Here is a 22859-nt window from a genome sequence, read left to right as displayed (position 1 = left end):
GTTAGCGAGAAGAGGTCGGTTTCGTAACGTCCCACTGCATCAGATCTTCCAGTATTCTCAGCCGCTGCTCTGCGCACTGGCGGGCCAGCCAGGACACTCCCTTTGTCGCTGAAAAATAGTGCTGATAAAACTGACGTGCGGTAGACCTCTTCATAATTTACCTCCTCGCTTCATCGAAAAGGATTATTGGCTTAATATAGGGATTAATAAATTGCTGATTTTTTGTCAGGAGTTCCCCTTTTATGCCTTCCGGTCGTCTGCAACAACAATTTATCCGCCTCTGGCAGTGCTGCGAGGGGCAATCGCAGGAGACCACGCTGAACGAGCTGGCCGAGCTCCTCAACTGCTCCCGGCGTCATATGCGCACGCTCCTTAATACCATGCAGCAGCAGGGCTGGCTAAACTGGGAGGCCGAAGCCGGACGCGGCAAGCGTTCGCGCCTGACTTTCCTTTATACCGGCCTGGCGTTACAGCAACAGCGAGCGGAGGATCTGCTGGAGCAGGACCGCATCGATCAGCTGGTCCAGCTGGTGGGCGACAAAGCCGCCGTGCGCCAGATGCTGGTCTCGCATCTGGGACGCAGCTTTCGTCAGGGACGCCACATTCTGCGGGTACTTTACTACCGCCCAATGAAAAATCTGTTGCCCGGTACGGCGTTACGTCGCTCTGAAACCCACATGGCCCGGCAGATATTCAGCGGTCTGACGCGGATAAATGAGGAAAACGGGGAACTGGAAGCGGATATTGCCCATCACTGGCAACAGGTGTCTCCGCTGCACTGGCGCTTCTTTCTACGCCCCGGCATTCATTTCCACCATGGACGCGAGCTGGAGATGCGCGACGTTATCGCCTCTTTAGAGCGCGCCCGCACGCTGCCGCTCTATTCGCATATCACGCGGATCCACTCCCCAACGGCCTGGACGCTGGATATTGAGCTTTCGCAGCCGGACAAATGGCTTCCGTGGCTTCTGGGCTACGTGCCATCAATGATCCTGCCTGCCGAGTGGCGATCACTGAACAATTTTTCCAGCCAGCCGATTGGTACGGGCCCCTACTCTGTCTCGCGTAATAACAATAACCAACTGAAGATCCGCGCGTTTGATGACTATTTTGGCTACCGGGCGCTTATCGACGAAGTGAACGTCTGGGTGTTGCCGGACCTCAATGAAGAGCTGAGCGCCGGGCTGACGCTGGAAGGGCCGACAACGGGTGAAAAGGCCGTCGAAAGCCGCCTTGAAGAGGGCTGTTATTATCTGCTGTTTGACCGCCGCACCCATCGCGGCGCAAATCACGAGGTGCGTGAGTGGATCAGCCACATTCTGGCCCCTGCGAATCTGATTTATCATGCCGACGTTCAGTACCAGGCATGGTGGTTCCCGGCGTACGGCCTGCTTCCACGCTGGCACCACGCGCGTCCAGCGCGTAGCGAAAAGCCCGCAGGGCTGGAGTCCATCACCCTGACCTACTATCGCGAGCATGTGGAGCATCGCTTTATTGCCAGAATCATGACCCGACTGCTGGCGGCCGAAGGGGTAACGCTGGAGGTCAAAGAAGTTGACTATGACGAATGGCACCAGGGAGATATCACCAGCGATATCTGGCTGAACAGCGCCAATTTCACCCTGCCGCTCGATTTCTCGCTCTTCTCGCACCTGTATGAAGTCCCGCTGATCCAGCACTGCATCGATCGAGACTGGCAGCAGGACGCCGCCTTGTGGCGCGCGGGCGAGATGAATTTAGCCACGTGGTGCCAGGCTTTACTTGCCGAACAGGCGATCGTGCCGCTGATCCACCACTGGCTGATGATCCAGGGACAGCGCAGCATGCGCGGCCTTCGGATGAATACCCTGGGCTGGTTTGATTTTAAATCCGCCTGGTTTGCGCCGCCGGAGCCATAACGCTTTCGTAATATTCACCAAATCATTACAATAGCGCCGTTCTCAACGGGGTGCTGCATCACAGATGTGCGCTGAGATAATACCCGTCGAACCTGATCCGGATAACGCCGGCGAAGGGATTTGAGGCTGTCTCTCAAAATCCTTTGCCACTCAACCCTGAGGTGCAAAGTGTTAAAAAACGTTCTTCCTCTGCTGGCGCTGTTTGCGCTGCCTGTTTTTGCAAAGCCTGTTCTGACGGTCTACACCTACGACTCCTTCTCCGCCGACTGGGGCCCCGGCCCGGTGGTTAAAAAAGCCTTTGAAGCCGACTGCAACTGCGAGCTGAAATTCGTGGCGCTGGAAGATGGTGTCTCTCTGCTTAACCGGCTGCGCATGGAAGGCAAAAACAGCAAAGCCGACGTGGTGCTCGGGCTGGATAACAACCTGCTGGAAGCCGCCACCCAAACCAGACTGTTCGCCAAAAGCGGTGTGGCGTCAGATGCCGTCAACGTACCGGGCGGCTGGAAAAACGACACCTTCGTTCCCTTTGATTACGGCTACTTTGCGTTTGTCTACGATAAAAACAAGCTGAAGAATCCGCCCAAAAGCCTGAAAGAGCTGGTCGAAAGTGACCAGAAATGGCGCGTAATTTATGAAGATCCGCGTACCAGCACGCCGGGTCTGGGGCTGCTATTGTGGATGCAGAAAGTCTACGGGGATAAAACGCCGGAAGCGTGGCAGAAGCTGGCCGCGAAAACCGTTACCGTCACCAAAGGCTGGAGCGAAGCCTACGGCCTATTCCTGAAAGGCGAAAGCGATCTGGTGCTGAGCTACACTACCTCTCCGGCCTACCACATTATCGCCGAGAAGAAGGATAACTACGCCGCCGCGAACTTTGCTGAAGGGCATTATTTGCAGGTGGAAGTGGCCGCCCGCACCGCCGCGAGCAAACAGCCCGAGCTTGCCGAAAAATTCCTGAAATTTATGGTCTCCCCGGCATTCCAGAATGCTATTCCGACAGGAAACTGGATGTACCCGGTCACTGACGTTGCGCTGCCGGCAGGCTTTGAGCAGCTAAACAAGCCGCAAACCTCACTGGAATTTACGCCGCAGCAGGTTGCCGCCCAGCGCGCCGCATGGATTAGTGAATGGCAACGCGCCGTCAGCCGCTGATCCCCGGCTGGTTAGTTCCCGGGCTGCTCGCCGCCATACTGATGGTGGTCGTCAGCCTGGGTGCATTCCTTGCGCTGTGGTTTAACGCGCCAGAGAGCGATCTGCTCGCCCTCTGGCACGACAGCTATCTCTGGCACGTCATCCGTTTCTCCTTCTGGCAGGCGTTTCTCTCCGCGCTGCTGTCGACGATCCCGGCCATTTTCCTTGCACGCGCCCTCTATCGCAGACGTTTCCCCGGCAGGCTTGCCCTGCTGCGGCTGTGCGCGATGACGCTGATCCTGCCCGTGCTGGTGGCGGTGTTCGGTATTCTGAGCGTCTACGGTCGGCAGGGCTGGCTGGCATCCCTCTTCAACCTGCTTGGTCTGGAATGGACCTTTTCCCCTTACGGCCTGAAAGGCATTCTGCTGGCGCATATCTTCTTCAATATGCCGATGGCGACGCGCCTCTTTTTACAGGCGCTGGAAAACATTCCCGGTGAGCAGCGCCAGATTGCCGCCCAGCTTGGCATGCGTGGCTGGTCGTTCTTCCGCTTTGTCGAATGGCCGTGGCTGCGACGCCAGATTGCCCCGGTGGCCGCGCTAATCTTTATGCTCTGCTTCGCCAGCTTCGCGACCGTGCTTTCTCTCGGCGGCGGGCCGCAGGCCACCACCATTGAGCTGGCGATCTATCAGGCCTTAAGTTACGACTACGATCCGGGCCGCGCCGCACTGCTGGCGATGGTGCAGATGGTCTGCTGCCTGGCGCTGGTGTTACTCAGCCAGCGGCTGAGTAAAGCGATCCCCACAGGCAGCAATCACTTGACAGGCTGGCGCGATCCGCAGGACAGCCTGCACAGCCGCGTCGCGGATTTTATGCTGATCGCGCTGGCACTCCTGCTTCTGCTGCCCCCGCTGCTGGCCGTTATCGTTGATGGTCTGAATCGCAATGTGTTGTCGGTACTGCAACAGCCTGTCCTGTGGCAGGCGACGTGGACCTCATTGCGCATTGCGCTGGCAGCCGGGCTGCTGTGCGTGATCCTGACCATGATGCTGCTCTGGAGCAGCCGCGAGCTGTACGCGCGTCATGCCCGTAAAGCCGGACACGCGCTGGAGCTGACGGGTATGCTGATCCTGGCGATGCCGGGCATTGTGCTGGCGACCGGATTCTTTTTACTGTTCAACAGCACCATCGGCCTGCCGGAAAGCGCCGACGGCATCGTCATTTTTACCAACGCGCTGATGGCTATCCCTTACGCGCTCAAGGTGCTGGAAAACCCGATGCGCGACGTCAACAGCCGCTACAGTTTGCTGTGTCAGTCGCTGGGCATGCAGGGCTGGCAGCGTCTGAAGGTGGTCGAACTGCGCGCGCTAAAGCGTCCGCTGGCTCAGGCGCTGGCGTTTGCCTGCGTGCTGTCGATTGGCGATTTTGGCGTTGTGGCCCTCTTTGGCAACGAGGATTTCCGCACGCTGCCGTTCTGGCTTTATCAGCAAATTGGCTCCTATCGTAGCCAGGACGGCGCCGTCACGGCGCTGCTCCTGTTGCTGCTGTGCTTTGCGTTATTTACCGTTATCGAAAAACTTCCGGGGCGTGATGTTAAAACTGACTGATGTAACCTGGCTTTATGAGCACCTGCCAATGCGTTTTACCCTCTCCGTTCGTCAGGGAGAGCGAATCGCAGTACTTGGCCCCAGCGGGGCCGGAAAAAGTACCCTGCTCAATCTGATTGCCGGTTTTTTGCAGCCTGCCAGCGGGTCGATCGTCATTGATAATGGCGAGTATACCTACGCTCCGCCGGCTAAGCGCCCGGTGTCGATGCTGTTCCAGGAAAACAATCTGTTCAATCATCTTACGGTGTGGCAGAACATCGCGCTGGGTATGGATCCGGGGTTAAAACTCAGTGTTGCGCAGCGTCAGACGCTGGAGGCGATCGCCGAACAAATGGGCCTGGCTGCGTTTATCAACAGACTACCGGGTGAGCTTTCCGGCGGCCAGCGCCAGCGCGTGGCGCTGGCACGCTGTCTGGTGCGCAAGCAGCCGCTGCTGCTGCTCGACGAACCCTTTTCGGCGCTCGACCCGGCCCTGCGTCAGGAGATGCTCTCGCTGGTTGAGGAGGTTTGCGAGCGCGAGCAACTGACGATGCTGATGGTTTCGCATAGCATCGAAGATGCCGCACGCATCGCGCCGCGATCGGTAGTGATCGCGGAGGGACGTATTTTGTGGGATGGGGAAACAGAAGAACTTCTGAGTGGTAAGGCGGGGGCGTCTTCACTTTTAGGTATTCGTGAGGTCTGATGCCCTCACCCTGGTCCTCTCCCACAGGGAGAGGGATCCCCAGTAATTTGAAAGCAAAAGCGATAACGTTGCCTTCAGAATAACTGAGGGCTTTCAGCGATGCCTTGGTCCGGCTGTAAATCGCTGAGGCGTTTCCTGTAGGCCGGGGCGAGGCGCAGGGATGCGCCGAGAGGGCGGGCTTTACAGGGATGTTACCTCCGCCCGTCCCCGATAAGCCGGAAGGAATAAGCCGAAGGCACCGCGAAGCGGCGATTTCCCGCCGGAAGCCCGGGTCGCCAGGGTGGCGGCGACTGAGCCACCCTGGCACGTTCACCTACCATGTCGTGACAGAGTAGCAAGGAACATAAAGTGAACGGAATGACCACCAGAGCTGTATGTTCCCCCTCACCCCGGCCCTCTCCCTCAAGGGAGAGGGGGCCGTCTGTGCAGGCATTATTTTGTGGGGAACCCTTAGCCCACAGGCAGAGGGAAAACACCTTAACGGCTCACCACCTTCAACAGGATCTCGCCGTACACCGGCATCAGCGGGTGGCGGATCAGCGCGATCAGCGCCACCACGGCCACTCCCAGCGTCAGCGGGGCCAGCCACAAAAGACGAGAGCACGGAAGATAGCGCGTCAGGCGATCAACACTGGCTTTCGCGCTGCGCCACAGGCGCCAGCAGAGCCAGACCGCCAGCCACAGCAGGACCGCCGTTCCCAGCAGCAGCCACTTGAACTCACCGCTTTGCATACCATCAGGAATATCGATGGCCGCACCCGCCAGGATCCCCGGCAGGAAGTAGAACGGCGGCCAGAAGACGCAGCCGATGATGTTCGGCACCACAAACTTCGCGACGGGCAGATCCAGCATCCCGGCCACCATCGGCACCAGCGGGCGCGTTGGGCCAACGAAGCGCCCCACGAGGATGGTGAACATGCTGTGCTGGTGCAGCGCGTGCTCGGTTTTATCCAGCAGCGTTTTGTTTTTTTTCATGAACGACCAGCGGTGCAGCGGCTTCTTAAAGCGCCAGCCCAGCCAGAAGGAGATCCAGTCCCCCAGCAAACAACCGATGATACCGGCCATCCACGCCTGCCAGAAATTGACCTCGCCGCTGCCGATAAGCGCCCCAAGCCCCGCCATCATCACGGTGCCGGGCAGGATCAGCCCGACCAGCGCCAGCGACTCCAGAAACGCCACCAGCGCCACGGCGATGAGCGAATACATAACGGACTGGGTAATAAAATGTTCCAGCAATGCCTGCATAACTATTCCGGTCAGAAAACGAATCAGCGATTCTGCTTAGCGCCCTGCACCGCGTCAAGGCATCAATTGTCTGAATAGTTTACAAGATGCGCCTGAAGTTCACCTGAATGTTTACCGATTATTCACATCCCGCACGGAATTCGCTCGGGCTGGCACCGGTGCACTTCTTAAACACGCGAGAGAAATAGAGCTGATCTTCAAAGCCGACATTACGCCCGACGGTGGCGATAGGCATTCGGGTGGTGCTGAGCAGCAGTTTCGCCTGGCTGATGCGCTGATCCTCACGCCAGCTGAGTACACTCACGCCAAGCTGCTGGCGGAACAGATGAGAGAGCCGTGACGGCGACAGACACACATGCTGGGCGACGCTGGCAATATCAAACTGGCTGTCGGCAAGGTGGTCGCTGATGTACTGGCAGGCGTCGCGGACGCGGTTGTCCAGCGGCGGATTAAGCGACTCGTTGATGGCCTCCATGCGGCGCAGCAGCACCTGTTCAAGCAGGTTGATGGCCAGCAGTTCGGCGTAGCGCCCTCCCGCCTGCCCTGCCTCAATAATCTGTGCGAACAGCTCACGGAACTGCGACAGATGCGCCTCATCCGGGCGATATAAACCGGTATGGGCGAAAATGGCCGGCCACGAGAGCCACTCCTGCCAGTAGGCGCGCGGACGGAAATAGACCCACTGGTGATACCACTCTTTGGCATCCGGATGGCGCCCGTAGTGGTGGATCTCCCCCGGCGGGAACAGCAGCATATCACCGGGGCGGCAGATAAACTGCTGATCCCCGTTTTTGACGACCCCTTCTCCGCGTACGGTCAGGTTGAGGATATATCCCTTCATGCCAAGAGGGCGATCGACGTAAAAATCGAGATATCCCTCGGCCTCAATTGGCGTCAGCCCCGCCACCAGATGGGCGTTAAATGAGTAGCCCGGCAGTAAGGGATCGTTTTGCGGTTCGGCCATAGATTCAGTTCTCCCAAGGGTCCTGAAGGAAACCAATTGTCCATATCGATAAAAGCAGTATAAAATGGCCCGCGAAAAGATCCAAAAAGCATCACGCCTCTTTTACGTCCGCCATGTTTCAGCCTTTTCCCCTGATTTCTCCGCCAGTACGGGCAGATAAGCAGTAACAAAAGTGTCTATAAGTGCGGCAGAAATGTCCACATCGAATATTTGCACGGCGTCACACTTTGCGTGGCTACAGCAATTTAGTCCATAAGATTAGCGGATCCTGCCTGACGATTTTTGTCCCCAGTCTCTAATGTTCTTCCATACCTGTTTTTTGGATGGAGCAACACCATGGCAATTGCAATTGGCCTCGATTTTGGCAGCGACTCAGTTCGCGCGCTGGCAGTGGACTGTACGACTGGCCTGGAGATAGCAACCAGCGTTGAGTGGTATCCGCGCTGGCAAGAGGGGCGCTACTGCGACGCGCCGAACAACCAGTTCCGCCACCACCCGCGTGATTACATTGAATCAATGGAAGCGGCGATCAAAACCGTGCTGGCGGAGTTGACGGACGCCCAGCGGGCCGATGTCGTGGGGATTGGCGTCGACAGCACCGGCTCAACGCCTGCCCCTGTCGATGCCGAAGGCCGCGTACTGGCGCTGCGACCGGAGTTTGCTGACAACCCGAACGCCATGTTTGTGCTGTGGAAAGACCATACCGCCGTGGAAGAGGCGGAAGCCATCACCCGCTTATGCCATCAGCCGGGCAAAACTGACTACTCACGGTATATCGGCGGAATTTACTCCAGCGAGTGGTTCTGGGCCAAGATCCTGCACGTTACCCGCGCGGACGCGTCGGTCGCACAGGCAGCGGCATCATGGATTGAGCTATGCGACTGGGTTCCCGCCCTGCTCTCCGGCACCACTCGCCCGCAGGATATCCGCCGCGGCCGTTGCAGCGCCGGGCATAAATCGCTGTGGCATGAAAGCTGGGGGGGGCTGCCTCCGGCAGCGTTCTTCGATGAACTCGACCCGATCATCAACAAAAACCTGACATACCCGCTGTTTACCGACACCTTCACCGCCGATATTCCGGTCGGCACGCTCTGCGAAGAGTGGGCGAAACGCCTCGGTCTGCCGCAAAACGTGACCATTTCCGGCGGCGCGTTTGACTGCCATATGGGTGCCGTGGGCGCGGGTGCGCAGCCCAACACGCTGGTGAAAGTTATCGGCACCTCCACCTGTGACATTCTGACGGCAGATAAAGCCAGCGTCGGCGACCGCGCGGTGAAAGGCATCTGCGGTCAGGTTGACGGCAGCGTGGTACCCGATTTTATCGGCCTTGAAGCGGGCCAGTCCGCCTTCGGTGACATCTACGCCTGGTTTGGTCGCGTGCTCGGCTGGCCGCTGGATCGGTTGGCAGCCGCGCATCCTGAACTGAAAACGCAGATTGCCGACAGCAAAAAACAGCTCCTGCCGCAGCTCACCGAAGCCTGGGCAAAAAATCCGTCCCTCGACCACCTGCCGGTGGTGCTGGACTGGTTCAACGGCCGTCGTACGCCGTTTGCCAACCAGCGTCTGAAAGGAGTGATTACCGATCTCAACCTCGCGACCGACGCGCCCGCGCTGTTTGGCGGCCTGATCGCCGCCACCGCGTTCGGCGCGCGCGCCATTATGGAGTGCTTCACCGGGCAGGGCATTGACGTGAACAACGTGATGGCGCTGGGCGGCATCGCCCGTAAAAACCCGGTGATTATGCAGGCCTGCTGCGACGTGCTGAACCGGCCGCTGCAAATTGTGGCCTCCGATCAGTGCTGTGCGCTGGGCGCCGCGATTTTCGCTGCCGTGGCCGCAGGCGTACATGCGGATATCCCGACCGCGCAACAGCATATGGCGAGCGCCGTCGAAAGTACGCTCCAGCCGCAGACTCAGCAGGCACAACGCTTTGAACAGCTTTATCAGCGCTACCAGCAATGGGCAAAAAGCGCCGAACTTCACTATCTCCCTGTCGCCGCCCCGGCCAAAAGCACCGCGGATACTACGGCAACCCTGACACATTAAGGACACGATAATGACCATTTTTAATAATTATGAAGTGTGGTTTGTGATTGGCAGCCAGCATTTGTACGGACCGGAAGCGTTGCAGCAGGTGACGAAACACGCGGAGCACGTTGTGAATGCGCTGAACGCGGAAGCCAAACTGCCGTGCAAACTGGTGCTGAAGCCGCTGGGTACCACCCCGGACGAAATCACCAACATTTGCCGCGATGCCAATTACGATGACAAATGCGCTGGCCTGGTGGTGTGGCTGCACACCTTCTCGCCAGCCAAAATGTGGATCAACGGCCTGACTATCCTCAACAAACCGCTGCTGCAATTCCACACGCAGTTCAACGCCTCCCTGCCGTGGGACAGCATCGACATGGACTTCATGAACCTGAACCAGACCGCGCACGGCGGCCGCGAGTTCGGCTTCATCGGCGCGCGCATGCGTCAACAGCATGCCGTAGTGACCGGGCACTGGCAGGACGGTCAGGCACAAAAACGCATTGGCTCCTGGATGCGTCAGGCGGTATCTAAGCAGGATACCCGCCACCTGAAAGTGGTGCGTTTCGGCGACAACATGCGCGAAGTGGCGGTCACCGACGGTGATAAAGTGGCCGCGCAGATTAAATTTGGCTTCTCCGTCAACACCTGGGCGGTGGGCGACCTGGTGCAGGTGGTGAATGACATCAGCGATGGCGACGTTAACGCGCTGGTGGACGAGTACGAAAGCAGCTATCGCCTGACGCCTGCGGCACAGGTCAACGGTGACAAGCGCCAGAACGTGCTGGATGCCGCACGTATTGAGCTGGGCATGAAGCGTTTTCTGGAACAGGGCGGCTTCCATGCCTTCACCACCACCTTTGAAGATCTCCACGGCCTGAAACAGCTCCCGGGTCTGGCGGTACAACGTCTGATGCAGCAGGGCTACGGCTTTGCGGGCGAAGGCGACTGGAAAACTGCCGCTCTGCTTCGCATCATGAAGGTGATGTCGACCGGTCTACAGGGCGGCACCTCCTTTATGGAGGACTACACCTACCACTTCGAGAACGGCAACGACCTGGTGCTCGGCTCGCACATGCTGGAAGTGTGCCCTTCTATCGCGGTGGAAGAGAAGCCGATCCTGGACGTGCAGTACCTCGGCATTGGCGGTAAAGCCGATCCGGCTCGTCTGATCTTCAACACCCGTACCGGCCCGGCCATCAACGCCAGCCTGATCGATCTGGGCGATCGTTTCCGCCTGCTGGTGAACTGCGTCGATGCGGTTGAAACGCCACACTCTCTGCCGAAACTGCCGGTCGCCAACGCCCTGTGGAAAGCACAGCCTGACCTGCCTACCGCGTCGGAAGCCTGGATCCTGGCCGGCGGCGCGCACCACACCGTATTCAGCCACGCGCTTGACCTGAACGATATGCGTCAGTTTGCCGAGCTGCACGACATCGAACTGACCGTGATTGATAACGACACCCGTCTGCCAGCCTTTAAAGACGCGCTGCGCTGGAACGAAGTCTATTACGGTTCAAAACGTTAAGCCCTGAATGCCCGGTGGCACTTCGTTTACCGGGCCTACGGTTCTGTAGGCCGGATAAGCGCAGCGCCATCCGGCAGGAGACGACAATGTTAGAAGATCTCAAACGTCAGGTACTCGAAGCCAACCTGGCGCTGCCAAAACATAACCTCGTGACCCTGACATGGGGCAACGTCAGCGCCGTTGACCGGGAAAAAGGCGTGTTCGTGATCAAGCCTTCCGGCGTGGATTACACGGTGATGACCGCAGAAGATATGGTGGTGGTCAGCATCGAAACGGGTGTAGTGGTTCAAGGCAATAAAAAGCCCTCCTCCGATACGCCCACTCATCGCCTGCTGTATCAGGCCTTCCCGACCATCGGCGGGATTGTGCATACCCATTCGCGTCACGCGACCATCTGGGCGCAGGCGGGCCAGCCTATTCCGGCCACCGGCACCACCCACGCGGACTACTTTTACGGCACCATTCCCTGCACGCGTCTGATGACCGATGCGGAGATCGGCGGTGAGTACGAATGGGAAACGGGGAACGTGATTGTCGAAACCTTCGAAAAACAGGGAATCGACGCGGCGCAAATGCCCGGCGTGCTGGTGCACTCCCACGGCCCGTTTGCCTGGGGTAAAAACGCGGAGGACGCGGTGCACAACGCGATCGTGCTGGAGGAAGTCGCCTATATGGGGATCTTCTGCCGCCAGCTGGCACCGCAGCTGCCGGATATGCAGCAAACCCTGCTGGATAAGCATTACCTGCGTAAGCATGGTGCGAAAGCCTACTACGGGCAGTAAAGATTCAAAGGCATCTGCTACGCAGATGCCTTTATATATATAAAGAATACGTTATCCTAACGAATAAAAATAACATATTTGTTTTACACACCTCTCTTTGTTATAAAAAACATACAAATGGAGGTGAGCATGAGCACTAGAAATGATATTACCGATGGTCTTTTTGCAACAACCAGTAAACATGGACTAATATACACAAAAAAATTAGGCTGGATTGATCTGGGTCACGCTCAGGGGAATGACGCCAGAGCTTTGAAAACTAAATTAGACAATGAAACATTCGCTGAATACTTCGAAGAATTTGATGAATGGTACTATCCCGTTTCATATCACCAAGAAATGGGAAAAAACGTGAAGATTTTAGATAGGAAAATTTCTTTACGAACAGGCGTAAGCACACAAGTTATGGTAAAAGCATGTTTATCGCCACGGGTAAAAGCACGAGTAGCACTCACAATTATGTACAGTACTGCTAAAAGATTCGAAGCATGGCAGAATTCGATTCTCTTCAACTGGTATACAGATAGTGGATATAGTGCGGAGGATCTAATTTCAGATTTAGTAGGATTCTACCGTGTATTTGGAAAGGGTCCCGATCCTTTATGGTTAGCCGAACCAGTTTCTTATGAAACAGCGCTTCAGGTATGGGATTCGTATGCTCCCCTCGGACACTACAAAAATACCCAATTTTCACCTTTGTTGTTCCCAACAGAACCACCAATGAAATATGGTTATCCGATAAAAAAAGAATTCCCTTCATGGCTAAGCTATATTAAGCCGCTTACTCAGGAATATCATAATTTCTTTATAAACAATTTCAAAGACCAACCTGTTAAAAACTTCTTTAAGGAATCTACACGTATAAATCATGAGTTATATAGCTCATTCTCCTCTGTAAGTGAATTTAATTACTCAGATGACCCATTTGAGCGTCCAATATTCTTCCTGTTAAACCCGCATCAGCCTTATTCAGGATAGAACCTGTGAAAAAACAACTCTTTTTATTACTGCTCGCATTGTTATTCCCTGCTTTCGTAAGTTACGCATGGTTTATTCTGACCACAGGCCATCATAATTACACCCAAGATAATACCTTCTCTTTTTGGCTATACACTCCTGCAACTTTAAAAAAATTACCCTTTATTTCGAATAATAGCGTTTACAGCTATGATTACAACCCTGATAACCAACAAACAAGAGTTATCATTACCTGGACTGATATTAATAATACCCTCGAAAAGAAACAAGACCTTATTGCTTTTCTTGAAATGCTTGAGGGTTTAAATAAGTATGACTGCTCATGGTTATATAATGATAAAAATGACTTCTCTGACAACTACCAGCGATACTGCATTTTCCAGAAAGAAAAAACGTTGGAATTAGAATTTTTTGAAACTTGATAGAAAAAACACTGTATAAAAAATCAGTAAACCTAACAAAACCAGGCTATAATCAGGCCTGGTTTTGTTTTATGGGATAACGCCGTGACGCAGGCGCAAGAAGGCTTTTTACTGACCAGACACTGGCGGGATACCCCTCAGGGTACTGAGGTTGAATTCTGGCTGGCAACGGACAACGGCCCACTAAACGTTACGCTCCCGCCGCAGGAGTCCGTGGCCTTTATTCCTGAAGCTCACGTCGAGAAAGTGAAACAACTGCTACGCGGCGAAAACAACTGGCGCCTTACGCCGCTTCAGCTGAAAGATTTCCACCGCCAGCCGGTTTACGGCCTCTACTGCCGCGCCCATCGCCAGTTAATGCGCTATGAAAAACTGCTCCGTGAAGCGGGCGTGACGCTTTACGAGGCCGACATTCGCCCGTCTGAACGCTTTCTGATGGAGCGGTTTATCACCGCCCCCGTCTGGGTAGATGGCGCCGCGCAAAACGGCAGGATCGTTAACGCGCGCCTGAAGCCTAATCCGCACTATCGCCCGCCGCTAAAGTGGGTGTCGCTGGATATCGAAACCACCCGCCACGGCGAACTGTACTGCATTGGCCTGGAAGGCTGTGGGCAGCGGGTTGTCTATATGCTCGGGCCGCCGAACGGCGATGCGTCCGCGCTGGATTTTAATCTGGAGTACGTCAACAGCCGCCCGCAACTGCTGGAGAAGCTTAACCACTGGTTTGCCGAGCACGATCCGGATGTTCTGATCGGCTGGAACGTAGTGCAGTTTGACCTGCGCGTGCTGCAAAAACATGCCGAGCGTTACCGTATCCCGCTGATTCTGGGGCGCGGCAACAGTGAGCTGGAGTGGCGTGAGCACGGTTTTAAGAACGGCGTATTCTTTGCACAGGCCAATGGTCGCCTGATTATCGACGGCATCGAGGCGCTGAAATCCGCCTTCTGGAACTTCTCTTCCTTCTCGCTGGAAGCGGTCGCCCAGGAACTGCTCGGCGAAGGTAAATCCATCGACAATCCCTGGGACCGAATGGACGAGATCGACCGGCGCTTTAACGAGGATAAACCGGCGCTCGCTACCTATAACCTGAAGGATTGCGAGCTGGTGACGCAGATTTTCCACAAAACCGAGATCATGCCGTTCCTGCTGGAACGCGCAACGGTGAACGGTCTCGCGGTCGACAGGCACGGCGGCTCGGTAGCGGCCTTCAGCCACCTCTATTTCCCGCGGATGCACCGGGCGGGCTATGTCGCCCCTAATCTCGGCGACGTGCCGCCGCAGGCCAGCCCTGGCGGTTACGTGATGGATTCACGGCCCGGACTGTATGACTCGGTGCTGGTGCTGGATTATAAAAGCCTGTACCCGTCAATTATCCGCACGTTTCTGATTGATCCGGTGGGGCTGGTGGAGGGGATGGCCCAGCCAGACGATGCGCACAGCACCGAAGGGTATCTTGGAGCTCGCTTCTCGCGGAAAAAACACTGCCTGCCCGAAATTGTGGGAAACATCTGGCACGGCCGCGACGAGGCGAAACGCCACGGCAACAAGCCGCTCTCACAGGCGCTGAAAATCATTATGAACGCCTTTTACGGCGTGCTGGGTACCAGCGCCTGCCGCTTCTTTGATCCCCGGCTGGCGTCTTCCATCACCATGCGCGGGCACGACATTATGCGCCAGACCAAAGCGCTGATTGAATCCCGGGGCTATGACGTTATTTATGGCGATACCGACTCCACCTTTGTCTGGCTGAAAGCGGCCCATTCAGAAGACGACGCCGCGCAAATCGGCAAAGAACTGGTCGCCTACGTGAACGACTGGTGGCGCGAAAATTTGCAAAAAGAGCGGTTAACCAGCGCGTTAGAGCTGGAGTTTGAAACCCATTTTGCCCGCTTTTTAATGCCGACCATTCGCGGAACCGACCAGGGCAGCAAGAAGCGCTACGCCGGGCTGATTCAGGAAGGTGACACGCAGCGGATGGTCTTTAAAGGGCTGGAGACGGTGCGCACCGACTGGACGCCGCTGGCGCAGCAGTTCCAGCAAACCCTCTACCTGCGGGTGTTTCGCAACGAGCCCTATCAGGACTACGTACGCGACACCATCGCCAGCCTGATGGCGGGTGAACTGGATGACCAGCTGGTGTATCGCAAGCGCCTGCGCCGCCCGCTGGCCGAATATCAACGTAACGTTCCTCCCCACGTACGCGCCGCGCGGCTGGCGGATGAAGAGAATGTTCGCCGGGGCCGTGCGCCGCAGTATCAGAACCGGGGTACGATCAAATACGTCTGGACAACTAACGGCCCGGAACCCGTTGATTACCAGCAGTCTCCGCTTGATTACGATCACTACCTGACCCGCCAGCTTCAGCCGGTTGCGGAGGGAATTTTACCGTTCATCAATGACGACTTTGCTACACTAGTGACAGGACAACTTGGGCTATTTTGACGCGTGACGAAACCGTTGCCATCCAGTACCATAGCGCCCTTTCCATTCCCGGACCCATTTTTCGATGACCGTCTTTTTTGACGGGGTCGAACTATTGCCTGCAATTAAAGATTAGAGCCGAACAACTATGCCTTTTACACTTGGTCAACGCTGGATCAGCGATACAGAAAGCGAACTTGGATTAGGAACCGTCGTTGCCGTCGATGCGCGCATGGTTACCCTCCTTTTCCCTGCTACCGGTGAAAACCGCCTGTACGCTCGCAATGACTCCCCTGTTACCCGCGTAATGTTCAATCCGGGCGACACCGTGACCAGCCACGAAGGCTGGCAGCTGAAGGTTGAAGACGTAAAAGAAGAGAATGGACTGCTCGCCTACATTGGAACGCGTCTTGATACCGACGAGACGAATGTTATCCTGCGTGAAGTGCTGCTCGACAGCAAACTGGTTTTCAGCAAGCCGCAGGACCGTCTGTTTGCCGGGCAAATCGACCGAATGGATCGCTTCTCCCTGCGCTACCGCGCGCGTAAGTTCCAGAGTGAACAGTACCGCATGCCGTGGAGCGGCCTGCGCGGCCAGCGTACCAGCCTTATTCCCCATCAGCTGAATATCGCCCATGACGTGGGCCGTCGCCATGCGCCTCGCGTGCTGCTGGCTGACGAAGTGGGCCTGGGTAAAACCATCGAAGCAGGCATGATCCTGCACCAGCAGCTGCTCTCTGGCGCTGCCGAGCGCGTGCTGATTGTGGTGCCGGAAACGCTGCAACACCAGTGGCTGGTCGAGATGCTGCGCCGCTTTAACCTGCGCTTCTCCCTGTTCGACGACGAGCGCTATGCCGAAGCCCAGCACGACGCGGACAACCCGTTTGAAACCGAACAGCTGGTGATCTGCTCCCTGGACTTCGTACGCCGCAGCAAGCAGCGCCTGGAGCACCTGTGCGACGCTGAATGGGATCTGATGGTCGTCGACGAAGCACACCACCTCGTCTGGAGCGAAGATGCGCCAAGCCGTGAATACATGGCGATTGAGCAGCTTGCCGAGCGCGTACCGGGCGTTCTGCTTCTGACCGCCACCCCGGAGCAGCTGGGTCTTGAGAGCCACTTCGCCCGTCTGCGCCTGCTCGATCCGAACCGTTTCCACGATTTTGAGCAGTTTGTTGAAGAGCAGAAAAACTACCGTCCGGTGGCGGACGCCGTCGCGCTGCTGCTGGCCGGTAATCGTCTCTCTAATGATGAACTTAACACTCTCAGCGATCTGATCGGCGAGCAGGATATTGAGCCGCTGCTTCAGGCCGCGAACAGCGACAGCGATAATGCGGGATCTGCGCGTAAAGAGCTGATCGACATGCTGATGGACCGTCACGGCACCAGCCGCGTGCTGTTCCGCAACACCCGTAACGGCGTGAAAGGCTTCCCGAAACGCGAGCTGCACACCATCAAACTGCCGCTGCCGACCCAGTACCAGACGGCGATTAAAGTCTCCGGCATTATGGGCACCCGTAAATCAGCGGAAGATCGCGCGCGCGATATGCTCTACCCGGAGCAAATTTATCAGGAATTTGAAGGCGACACTGGCACCTGGTGGAACTTCGATCCGCGCGTGGAGTGGTTAATGGGTTATCTGACCGCGCACCGTTCCCGGAAGGTGCTGGTGATCTGCGCCAAGGCAGCCACCGCCCTGCAACTTGAACAAGTGCTGCGCGAGCGCGAAGGTATTCGCGCCGCCGTGTTCCATGAAGGCATGTCTATTATCGAGCGCGACCGCGCTGCGGCGTGGTTTAGTGAAGAGGACAGCGGCGCGCAAGTTCTGCTGTGCTCCGAAATCGGTTCTGAAGGCCGTAACTTCCAGTTCGCCAGCAATCTGGTGATGTTCGATCTGCCGTTTAACCCGGATCTGCTGGAGCAGCGTATCGGCCGTCTGGATCGTATCGGTCAGGCGCACGATATTCAGATCCACGTTCCGTATCTGGAGAAAACCGCCCAGTCCGTTCTGGTTCGCTGGTACCACGAAGGCCTGGATGCGTTTGAACATACCTGCCCGACCGGCCGCACCATTTATGACCAGGTGCATAGCGATCTGATCGGTTACCTTGCGGCGCCGGAAAACACCGAGGGCTTTGATGAGCTGATCAAATCCTGTCGAGAGAAGCACGATGCGCTGAAAGCTCAGCTGGAGCAGGGTCGCGATCGCCTGCTGGAGATCCACTCCAACGGCGGTGAAAAAGCGCAGCAGCTGGCCGAAAGTATCGAAGAACAGGACGATGACACCAGCCTGATCAGCTTCTCCATGAACCTGTTCGACATCGTCGGCATTAACCAGGACGATCGCGGCGAGAACATGATCGTGCTGACCCCGTCCGATCATATGCTGGTGCCGGATTTCCCGGGCCTGCCGGAAGACGGCTGCACCATCACCTTTGAGCGTGATGTGGCGCTTTCCCGCGAAGATGCACAGTTCATCACCTGGGAGCACCCGCTGATCCGCAACGGTCTGGATCTGATCCTCTCCGGCGATACCGGCAGCAGCACCATCTCCCTGTTGAAGAACAAAGCCTTGCCTGTGGGCACGCTGCTGGTGGAGCTGATCTACGTTGTGGAAGCGCAGGCGCCGAAACAGCTTCAGCTTAACCGCTTCCTGCCGCCAACTCCGGTGCGTCTGCTGCTGGATAAAAACGGTACGAACCTGGCCGGCCAGGTGGAGTTTGAAAGCTTCAACCGTCAGCTGAGCGCGGTGAACCGCCATACCGGCAGCAAGCTGGTGAATGCGGTGCAGCAGGACGTGCATGCCATTCTGCAACTGGGTGAAGCCCAGGCCGAAAAAGCGGCCAGAGTGCTGATCGATGCGGCGCGTAGCGAAGCCGATGAGAAGCTTTCTGCCGAGCTGTCGCGTCTGGAAGCGTTGAAAGCAGTGAACCCTAACATTCGTGACGATGAGCTGGCCGCCATTGAGAGCAACCGCCAGCAGGTGCTGGAAAGCCTGAATCAGGCGGGATGGCGTCTCGACGCCCTGCGTCTTATCGTTGTGACGCATCAGTAAGCGGAGCGCAAGATGGTAATGGAGCCCTACAATCCCCCGATGGATCCGTGGCTGGTCATTCTGTATCAGGACGAGCACATTATGGTGGTTAACAAGCCGAGCGGCTTGTTATCCGTGCCGGGGCGCCTGGAAGAGCATAAAGACAGCGTGATGACGCGTATCCAGCGTGATTATCCCCAGGCCGAGTCTGTCCATCGTCTGGATATGGCGACCAGCGGCGTGATTGTGGTGGCTCTGAACAAAGCGGCAGAACGCGAGCTGAAGCGTCAGTTCCGCGAGCGCGAGCCGAAGAAACAGTATGTCGCGCGCGTCTGGGGCCATCCGGCGCAGGCGGAAGGGCTGGTGGATTTACCGCTGATTTGCGACTGGCCGAACCGGCCAAAGCAGAAGGTGTGTTATGAAACCGGCAAGGCCGCGCAAACCGAGTATGAAGTGCTGGAGTACGCGCCGGATAACACCGCGCGCGTCCTGCTAAAGCCGATTACCGGGCGCTCCCACCAGCTGCGTGTGCATATGCTTGCGATGGGTCACCCCATTCTGGGGGACAGGTTCTATGCGCCGCCGGAAGCGCTGGCGTTAGCGCCGCGCCTGCAACTGCATGCGCAGACGCTCACCATCACCCACCCTGCTTTCGGCAACGCCATGACGTTCAAAGCCCCGGTGGACTTCTGAAAAAATGGCCCGACACTGTCGGGCCATTTTTTTATTTAAAGCCTTTCTGCTCTTTAATTAGCTCGTAGGCTTTCTGGATTTCCTGCGCTTTCTGTTTCGCCATCTCTATCATCTCTGGCGGCAGGCCTTTCGCCACCAGCTTATCCGGATGGTGCTCGCTCATCAGCTTACGATAGGCGCGTTTGATGGTCGTGACATCGTCAGACGGCTTCACGCCGAGGACGTTACAGGCATCTTCAAGCGTAGGGCCACGCTGCGCCTGCTGCCAGCCGCCGCCGGACGATTGCTGCTGATAACCGCCGCCAAAGTGCGCGCCGCCCTGCATCATGCGCAGGAACTGATCGAACTGCATGCGGGAAATGCCCAACTCTTCAGCAATCACATACAGGACGTCCCGTTCATTCGGATGCAGAGAGCCATCCGCGAAGGCGGCCTGGATTTGAATTTCCAGAAACATCCGAATTAAATCAAAACGCCCGAAACAGATGCTACGGAACTGCCGCATTTTTTCACGCAGCGGGTAGTGATCTGATTTACCAATCCGGAACGCATTCTGCGCCGCGATGCGGGATTCGCCGTGCAGATTCATGCGATCCATAAAGACGCTGGCCACCTGAATATCGGCTTCCGTTACGCGTCCTTTTGATTTGGTTAAGTGCCCCATCACCTCGAAGGTGGTGGAGAAAAAGAGTGACTGGCGCTCGCGCTGGTTGGCAAACCAGGCCATTTTGCGGCTGCGTGCTTTATCAAACATATGGCCGATAATGAGGCCAAGAACGACACCCCAGAATCCGGCACCCATAATAATTGCGAACGCAACGCCGATTATTTTACCCCAATACTGCATATACTCCCCGAATGGTCATGTTCCTGGCCGACGCAACGCCATCATTACAGTGGTCGCGCCACGGTCAATTGAGGGACATCGCCTATAATTTGCATTATCATACTCGTCATTCGATAGCGAGCCTAACACTCTGGCGCGCAAACGGGCAGGATTAACGCTGGTACTGCGCTGATGAGTAAGATAGTCTCTGAGCGTTTGTAAGCCGTAGCCACTGATGACGGAACAATAAAATACAACGTATGAAAAAACGTATCCCCACCCTTCTGGCCACAATGATTGGCACCGCCCTGTATAGCCAACAGGGGCTCGCAGCCGATCTCGCCTCGCAGTGTATGCTTGGCGTCCCAAGTTACAATCGCCCACTGGTGAAAGGCGATACGAATGACTTACCCGTCACCATTAATGCCGACAGCGCAAAAGGTAATTATCCTGACAATGCGACCTTTACGGGCAATGTCGATATTAACCAGGGAAACAGTCGCCTGCTTGCTGACGAAGTGCAATTGCACCAGAAGCAACCGGAAGGTGCTCAGGCGCCTGTCCGTACGGTGGATGCGCTGGGTAATGTGCACTATGACGACAATCAGGTCATCCTGAAAGGTCCGAAAGCCTGGTCGAATCTGAATACCAAAGACACCAACGTCTGGGAAGGTGATTACCAGATGGTCGGTCGTCAGGGGCGCGGTACCGCGGACCTGATGAAGCAGCGCGGCGAAAACCGCTACACCATTCTCGAAAACGGCACGTTTACCTCCTGTTTGCCAGGGTCAAATACCTGGAGCGTTGTGGGCAGTGAAGTGATCCACGACCGTGAAGAACAGGTTGCAGAGATCTGGAACGCCCGTTTTAAACTCGGCCCGGTGCCCATTTTCTATAGCCCTTACCTGCAACTGCCTGTGGGTGACAAACGTCGTTCAGGTTTCCTGATCCCGAACGCCAAGTACAGCACGTCGAACTACTTTGAGTTCTACCTGCCGTACTACTGGAACATTGCGCCCAACATGGACGCCACGATCACGCCGCACTATATCCATAAGCGCGGTAACATCATGTGGGAGAACGAATTCCGCTATCTGACCAAGGCGGGCGCGGGTCTGATGGAATTTGATTATCTGCCATCAGATAAGGTGTTCCAGGACGAGCATCCGAGCGAAGGTGATAAGCACCGCTGGATGTACTACTGGAAGCACGCCGGGGTATTGGATCAGGTGTGGCGCTTCAACATCGACTACACCAAAGTCAGCGATCCGTATTACTTCAACGACTTTGATTCTAAATACGGCTCCAGTACCGACGGTTACGCCACGCAGAAATTCAGCGTGGGCTACGCCATTGAGAACTTTGACGCGACGGTGTCGACCAAACAGTTCCAGGTATTTGATACGCAATCGCGTAGTACCTATGGTGCCGAGCCGCAGCTGGACGTGAACTGGTACCAGAACGATGTGGGTCCTTTCGACACGCGCGTTTACGCTCAGGCGGTCCATTTCGTCAATACGAACTCGGATATGCCGGAATCAACGCGTCTGCATATCGAGCCGACGATCAATCTGCCGTGGTCAAACGACTGGGCGAGCCTGAATACCGAAGCTAAGCTGATGGCCACCCACTACCAGCAGAAAAATCTGGACTGGTATAACAAACGCTATGGCACCGATCTTGAAGAGTCGGTAAACCGTACGCTTCCGCAATTCAAAATGGACGGGAAGCTGATCTTCGAACGTGATATGGGCCTTCTCGCCGATGGATACACCCAGACGCTTGAGCCGCGTATGCAGTATCTGTATGTGCCTTATCGCGATCAGAGCAAAATTCAAAACTACGACTCGTCCTTCCTGCAATCAGACTACAGCGGCCTGTTCCGTGACCGTACCTACGGCGGGCTTGACCGTATTGCGTCTGCTAACCAGTTAACGACTGGCGTCACAACGCGCGTATATGATGATGCTGCCGTTGAACGTTTTAACGTTTCTGTTGGTCAAATCTACTATTTCACCGAGTCTCGTACCGGTGATGACGACATTAACTGGGAGAAAGACAACAAAACGGGCTCACTGGTATGGGCGGGCGACACCTACTGGCGCATGACGGATCGTTGGGGTCTGCGCGGTGGTGTTCAGTACGATACACGACTGGACAATATCGCGACGGGCAGCGCAGCCATCGAATACCGTCGTGATGAAGACCGCATGTTGCAGTTGACGTACCGTTACGCCAGCCCGGAGTATATCCAGGCGACGCTGCCAAACTATGCGAATACAGACCAATACAAAGACGGTATTTCACAGGTGGGTACCGCCGCGAGCTGGCCGATCGCCGATCGTTGGTCAGTCGTCGGGGCCTACTACTATGACACGAATGCCCAAAAACCTGCTGACCAGATGCTGGGTCTGCAATATAACTCCTGCTGTTACGCAATACGTGTCGGTTACGAACGCAAACTTAACGGCTGGGATACGCAAAACAGTCAGGGCAAATATGATAACGTGATCGGCTTTAATATCGAGTTGCGCGGCCTGAGTTCTAACTACGGTCTGGGCACGCAGCAGATGCTGCGCTCGAACATTCTGCCGTATCGTAGTTCATTGTAATG

General features: G+C 56.2%; 17 protein-coding genes and 1 riboswitch. Of the genes, 13 read left to right on the top strand and 4 right to left on the bottom strand.

Translation table 11 applies throughout. The annotated features are described in order from the left end of the window. Window position 1 precedes the first annotated feature (1 nt). Window positions 2–154 carry a glucose uptake inhibitor SgrT gene (sgrT, locus tag RS584_RS03565; protein WP_003856388.1) on the bottom strand — a complete coding sequence of 51 codons (153 nt, stop codon included), beginning with the start codon at window positions 152–154 and terminating at the stop codon, window positions 2–4. Between the two features lie 88 nt (window positions 155–242). Between sgrT and sgrR the strand changes: the two genes are divergently transcribed. From sgrR to thiQ, 4 genes are all read left to right on the top strand, one after another. Continuing rightward, window positions 243–1898 carry an HTH-type transcriptional regulator SgrR gene (sgrR, locus tag RS584_RS03560; RefSeq protein ID WP_315748947.1) on the top strand — a complete coding sequence of 552 codons (1656 nt, stop codon included), beginning with the start codon at window positions 243–245 and terminating at the stop codon, window positions 1896–1898. A gap of 36 nt (window positions 1899–1934) precedes the next feature. Beyond that, window positions 1935–2035, top strand: a riboswitch (TPP riboswitch). 31 nt (window positions 2036–2066) lie between these two features. After that, window positions 2067–3050: a thiamine ABC transporter substrate binding subunit gene (thiB, locus tag RS584_RS03555; protein WP_032647227.1), complete on the top strand. Its 984-nt coding sequence runs from the start codon at window positions 2067–2069 to the stop codon at window positions 3048–3050. Then, the gene (gene thiP, locus RS584_RS03550) at window positions 3026–4636 is read left to right on the top strand and encodes a thiamine/thiamine pyrophosphate ABC transporter permease ThiP (protein ID WP_058700284.1); all 1611 of its coding nucleotides are present in this window, start codon (window positions 3026–3028) and stop codon (window positions 4634–4636) included. The genes thiB and thiP overlap by 25 nt, the downstream gene beginning before the upstream one ends. Continuing rightward, a complete protein-coding gene (gene thiQ / locus RS584_RS03545; RefSeq protein ID WP_017383795.1) occupies window positions 4620–5321 on the top strand; it encodes a thiamine ABC transporter ATP-binding protein ThiQ in 702 nt (233 codons plus the stop codon). Before thiP ends, thiQ begins: the two co-directional genes overlap by 17 nt. Before the next feature lie 477 nt (window positions 5322–5798). Here thiQ and RS584_RS03540 read toward each other — a convergent pair whose 3' ends face one another. After that, complete coding sequence (locus RS584_RS03540; RefSeq protein ID WP_315748946.1) at window positions 5799–6566, bottom strand: DedA family protein; 768 nt, start codon at window positions 6564–6566, stop codon at window positions 5799–5801. Between the two features lie 118 nt (window positions 6567–6684). Next, window positions 6685–7530, bottom strand: a complete 846-nt coding sequence (gene araC, locus RS584_RS03535; protein WP_315748945.1) for an arabinose operon transcriptional regulator AraC — start codon at window positions 7528–7530, stop codon at window positions 6685–6687. 336 nt (window positions 7531–7866) lie between these two features. Between araC and araB the strand changes: the two genes are divergently transcribed. The 8 genes from araB (at window position 7867) to rluA (ending at window position 19419) form a co-directional block, all read left to right on the top strand. Further along, the gene (gene araB, locus RS584_RS03530; RefSeq protein ID WP_126498699.1) at window positions 7867–9576 is read left to right on the top strand and encodes a ribulokinase; all 1710 of its coding nucleotides are present in this window, start codon (window positions 7867–7869) and stop codon (window positions 9574–9576) included. A 10-nt stretch (window positions 9577–9586) separates the two neighbouring features. Next, entirely contained in the window at window positions 9587–11089 is a 1503-nt protein-coding gene (araA, locus tag RS584_RS03525) for an L-arabinose isomerase (RefSeq protein ID WP_315748944.1), read from the top strand. Window positions 11090–11175: 86 nt separating this feature from the next. Further along, on the top strand, window positions 11176–11871 hold the full coding sequence (araD, locus tag RS584_RS03520) for an L-ribulose-5-phosphate 4-epimerase (protein ID WP_315748943.1): 696 nt from the start codon (window positions 11176–11178) through the stop codon (window positions 11869–11871). 129 nt (window positions 11872–12000) lie between these two features. After that, window positions 12001–12849 (top strand): hypothetical protein, encoded by an 849-nt coding sequence (locus tag RS584_RS03515; RefSeq protein ID WP_315748942.1) that lies wholly within the window; start codon window positions 12001–12003, stop codon window positions 12847–12849. A gap of 5 nt (window positions 12850–12854) precedes the next feature. Further along, on the top strand, window positions 12855–13271 hold the full coding sequence (locus RS584_RS03510; protein ID WP_315748941.1) for a hypothetical protein: 417 nt from the start codon (window positions 12855–12857) through the stop codon (window positions 13269–13271). An 84-nt stretch (window positions 13272–13355) separates the two neighbouring features. Continuing rightward, on the top strand, window positions 13356–15713 hold the full coding sequence (polB, locus tag RS584_RS03505) for a DNA polymerase II (RefSeq protein ID WP_315748940.1): 2358 nt from the start codon (window positions 13356–13358) through the stop codon (window positions 15711–15713). Window positions 15714–15840: 127 nt separating this feature from the next. Next, entirely contained in the window at window positions 15841–18747 is a 2907-nt protein-coding gene (gene rapA / locus RS584_RS03500) for an RNA polymerase-associated protein RapA (protein ID WP_015572654.1), read from the top strand. Window positions 18748–18759: 12 nt separating this feature from the next. Continuing rightward, the gene (rluA, locus tag RS584_RS03495) at window positions 18760–19419 is read left to right on the top strand and encodes a bifunctional tRNA pseudouridine(32) synthase/23S rRNA pseudouridine(746) synthase RluA (protein WP_003856412.1); all 660 of its coding nucleotides are present in this window, start codon (window positions 18760–18762) and stop codon (window positions 19417–19419) included. Window positions 19420–19450: 31 nt separating this feature from the next. On the opposite strand, the gene djlA is transcribed toward rluA, so the two are convergent. Next, the gene (gene djlA, locus RS584_RS03490; protein ID WP_315748939.1) at window positions 19451–20266 is read right to left on the bottom strand and encodes a co-chaperone DjlA; all 816 of its coding nucleotides are present in this window, start codon (window positions 20264–20266) and stop codon (window positions 19451–19453) included. Window positions 20267–20505: 239 nt separating this feature from the next. Between djlA and lptD the strand changes: the two genes are divergently transcribed. Further along, window positions 20506–22857, top strand: a complete 2352-nt coding sequence (lptD, locus tag RS584_RS03485; RefSeq protein ID WP_017383802.1) for an LPS assembly protein LptD — start codon at window positions 20506–20508, stop codon at window positions 22855–22857. Window positions 22858–22859 lie beyond the last annotated feature (2 nt).

It is taken from the genome of Enterobacter sp. DTU_2021_1002640_1_SI_PRY_ASU_LCPMC_013 (assembly GCF_032389435.1).
GTDB lineage: Bacteria > Pseudomonadota > Gammaproteobacteria > Enterobacterales > Enterobacteriaceae > Enterobacter > Enterobacter hormaechei_C.
Note: the sequence above shows the minus strand (reverse complement) of the source record. Positions and strands in the feature narration are given on the sequence as shown.

Excerpts from the sequence above, each read along its gene's own strand:
- sgrT (WP_003856388.1), bottom strand. The coding sequence starts at position 154 with ATGAAGAGGTCTACCGCACGTCAGTTTTATCAGCACTATTTTTCAGCG.
- sgrR (WP_315748947.1), top strand. The coding sequence starts at position 243 with ATGCCTTCCGGTCGTCTGCAACAACAATTTATCCGCCTCTGGCAGTGC.
- thiP (WP_058700284.1), top strand. The coding sequence starts at position 3,026 with ATGGCAACGCGCCGTCAGCCGCTGATCCCCGGCTGGTTAGTTCCCGGG.
- thiQ (WP_017383795.1), top strand. The coding sequence starts at position 4,620 with ATGTTAAAACTGACTGATGTAACCTGGCTTTATGAGCACCTGCCAATG.
- RS584_RS03540 (WP_315748946.1), bottom strand. The coding sequence starts at position 6,566 with ATGCAGGCATTGCTGGAACATTTTATTACCCAGTCCGTTATGTATTCG.
- araC (WP_315748945.1), bottom strand. The coding sequence starts at position 7,530 with ATGGCCGAACCGCAAAACGATCCCTTACTGCCGGGCTACTCATTTAAC.
- araB (WP_126498699.1), top strand. The coding sequence starts at position 7,867 with ATGGCAATTGCAATTGGCCTCGATTTTGGCAGCGACTCAGTTCGCGCG.
- araA (WP_315748944.1), top strand. The coding sequence starts at position 9,587 with ATGACCATTTTTAATAATTATGAAGTGTGGTTTGTGATTGGCAGCCAG.
- araD (WP_315748943.1), top strand. The coding sequence starts at position 11,176 with ATGTTAGAAGATCTCAAACGTCAGGTACTCGAAGCCAACCTGGCGCTG.
- RS584_RS03515 (WP_315748942.1), top strand. The coding sequence starts at position 12,001 with ATGAGCACTAGAAATGATATTACCGATGGTCTTTTTGCAACAACCAGT.
- rapA (WP_015572654.1), top strand. The coding sequence starts at position 15,841 with ATGCCTTTTACACTTGGTCAACGCTGGATCAGCGATACAGAAAGCGAA.
- rluA (WP_003856412.1), top strand. The coding sequence starts at position 18,760 with ATGGTAATGGAGCCCTACAATCCCCCGATGGATCCGTGGCTGGTCATT.
- djlA (WP_315748939.1), bottom strand. The coding sequence starts at position 20,266 with ATGCAGTATTGGGGTAAAATAATCGGCGTTGCGTTCGCAATTATTATG.
- lptD (WP_017383802.1), top strand. The coding sequence starts at position 20,506 with ATGAAAAAACGTATCCCCACCCTTCTGGCCACAATGATTGGCACCGCC.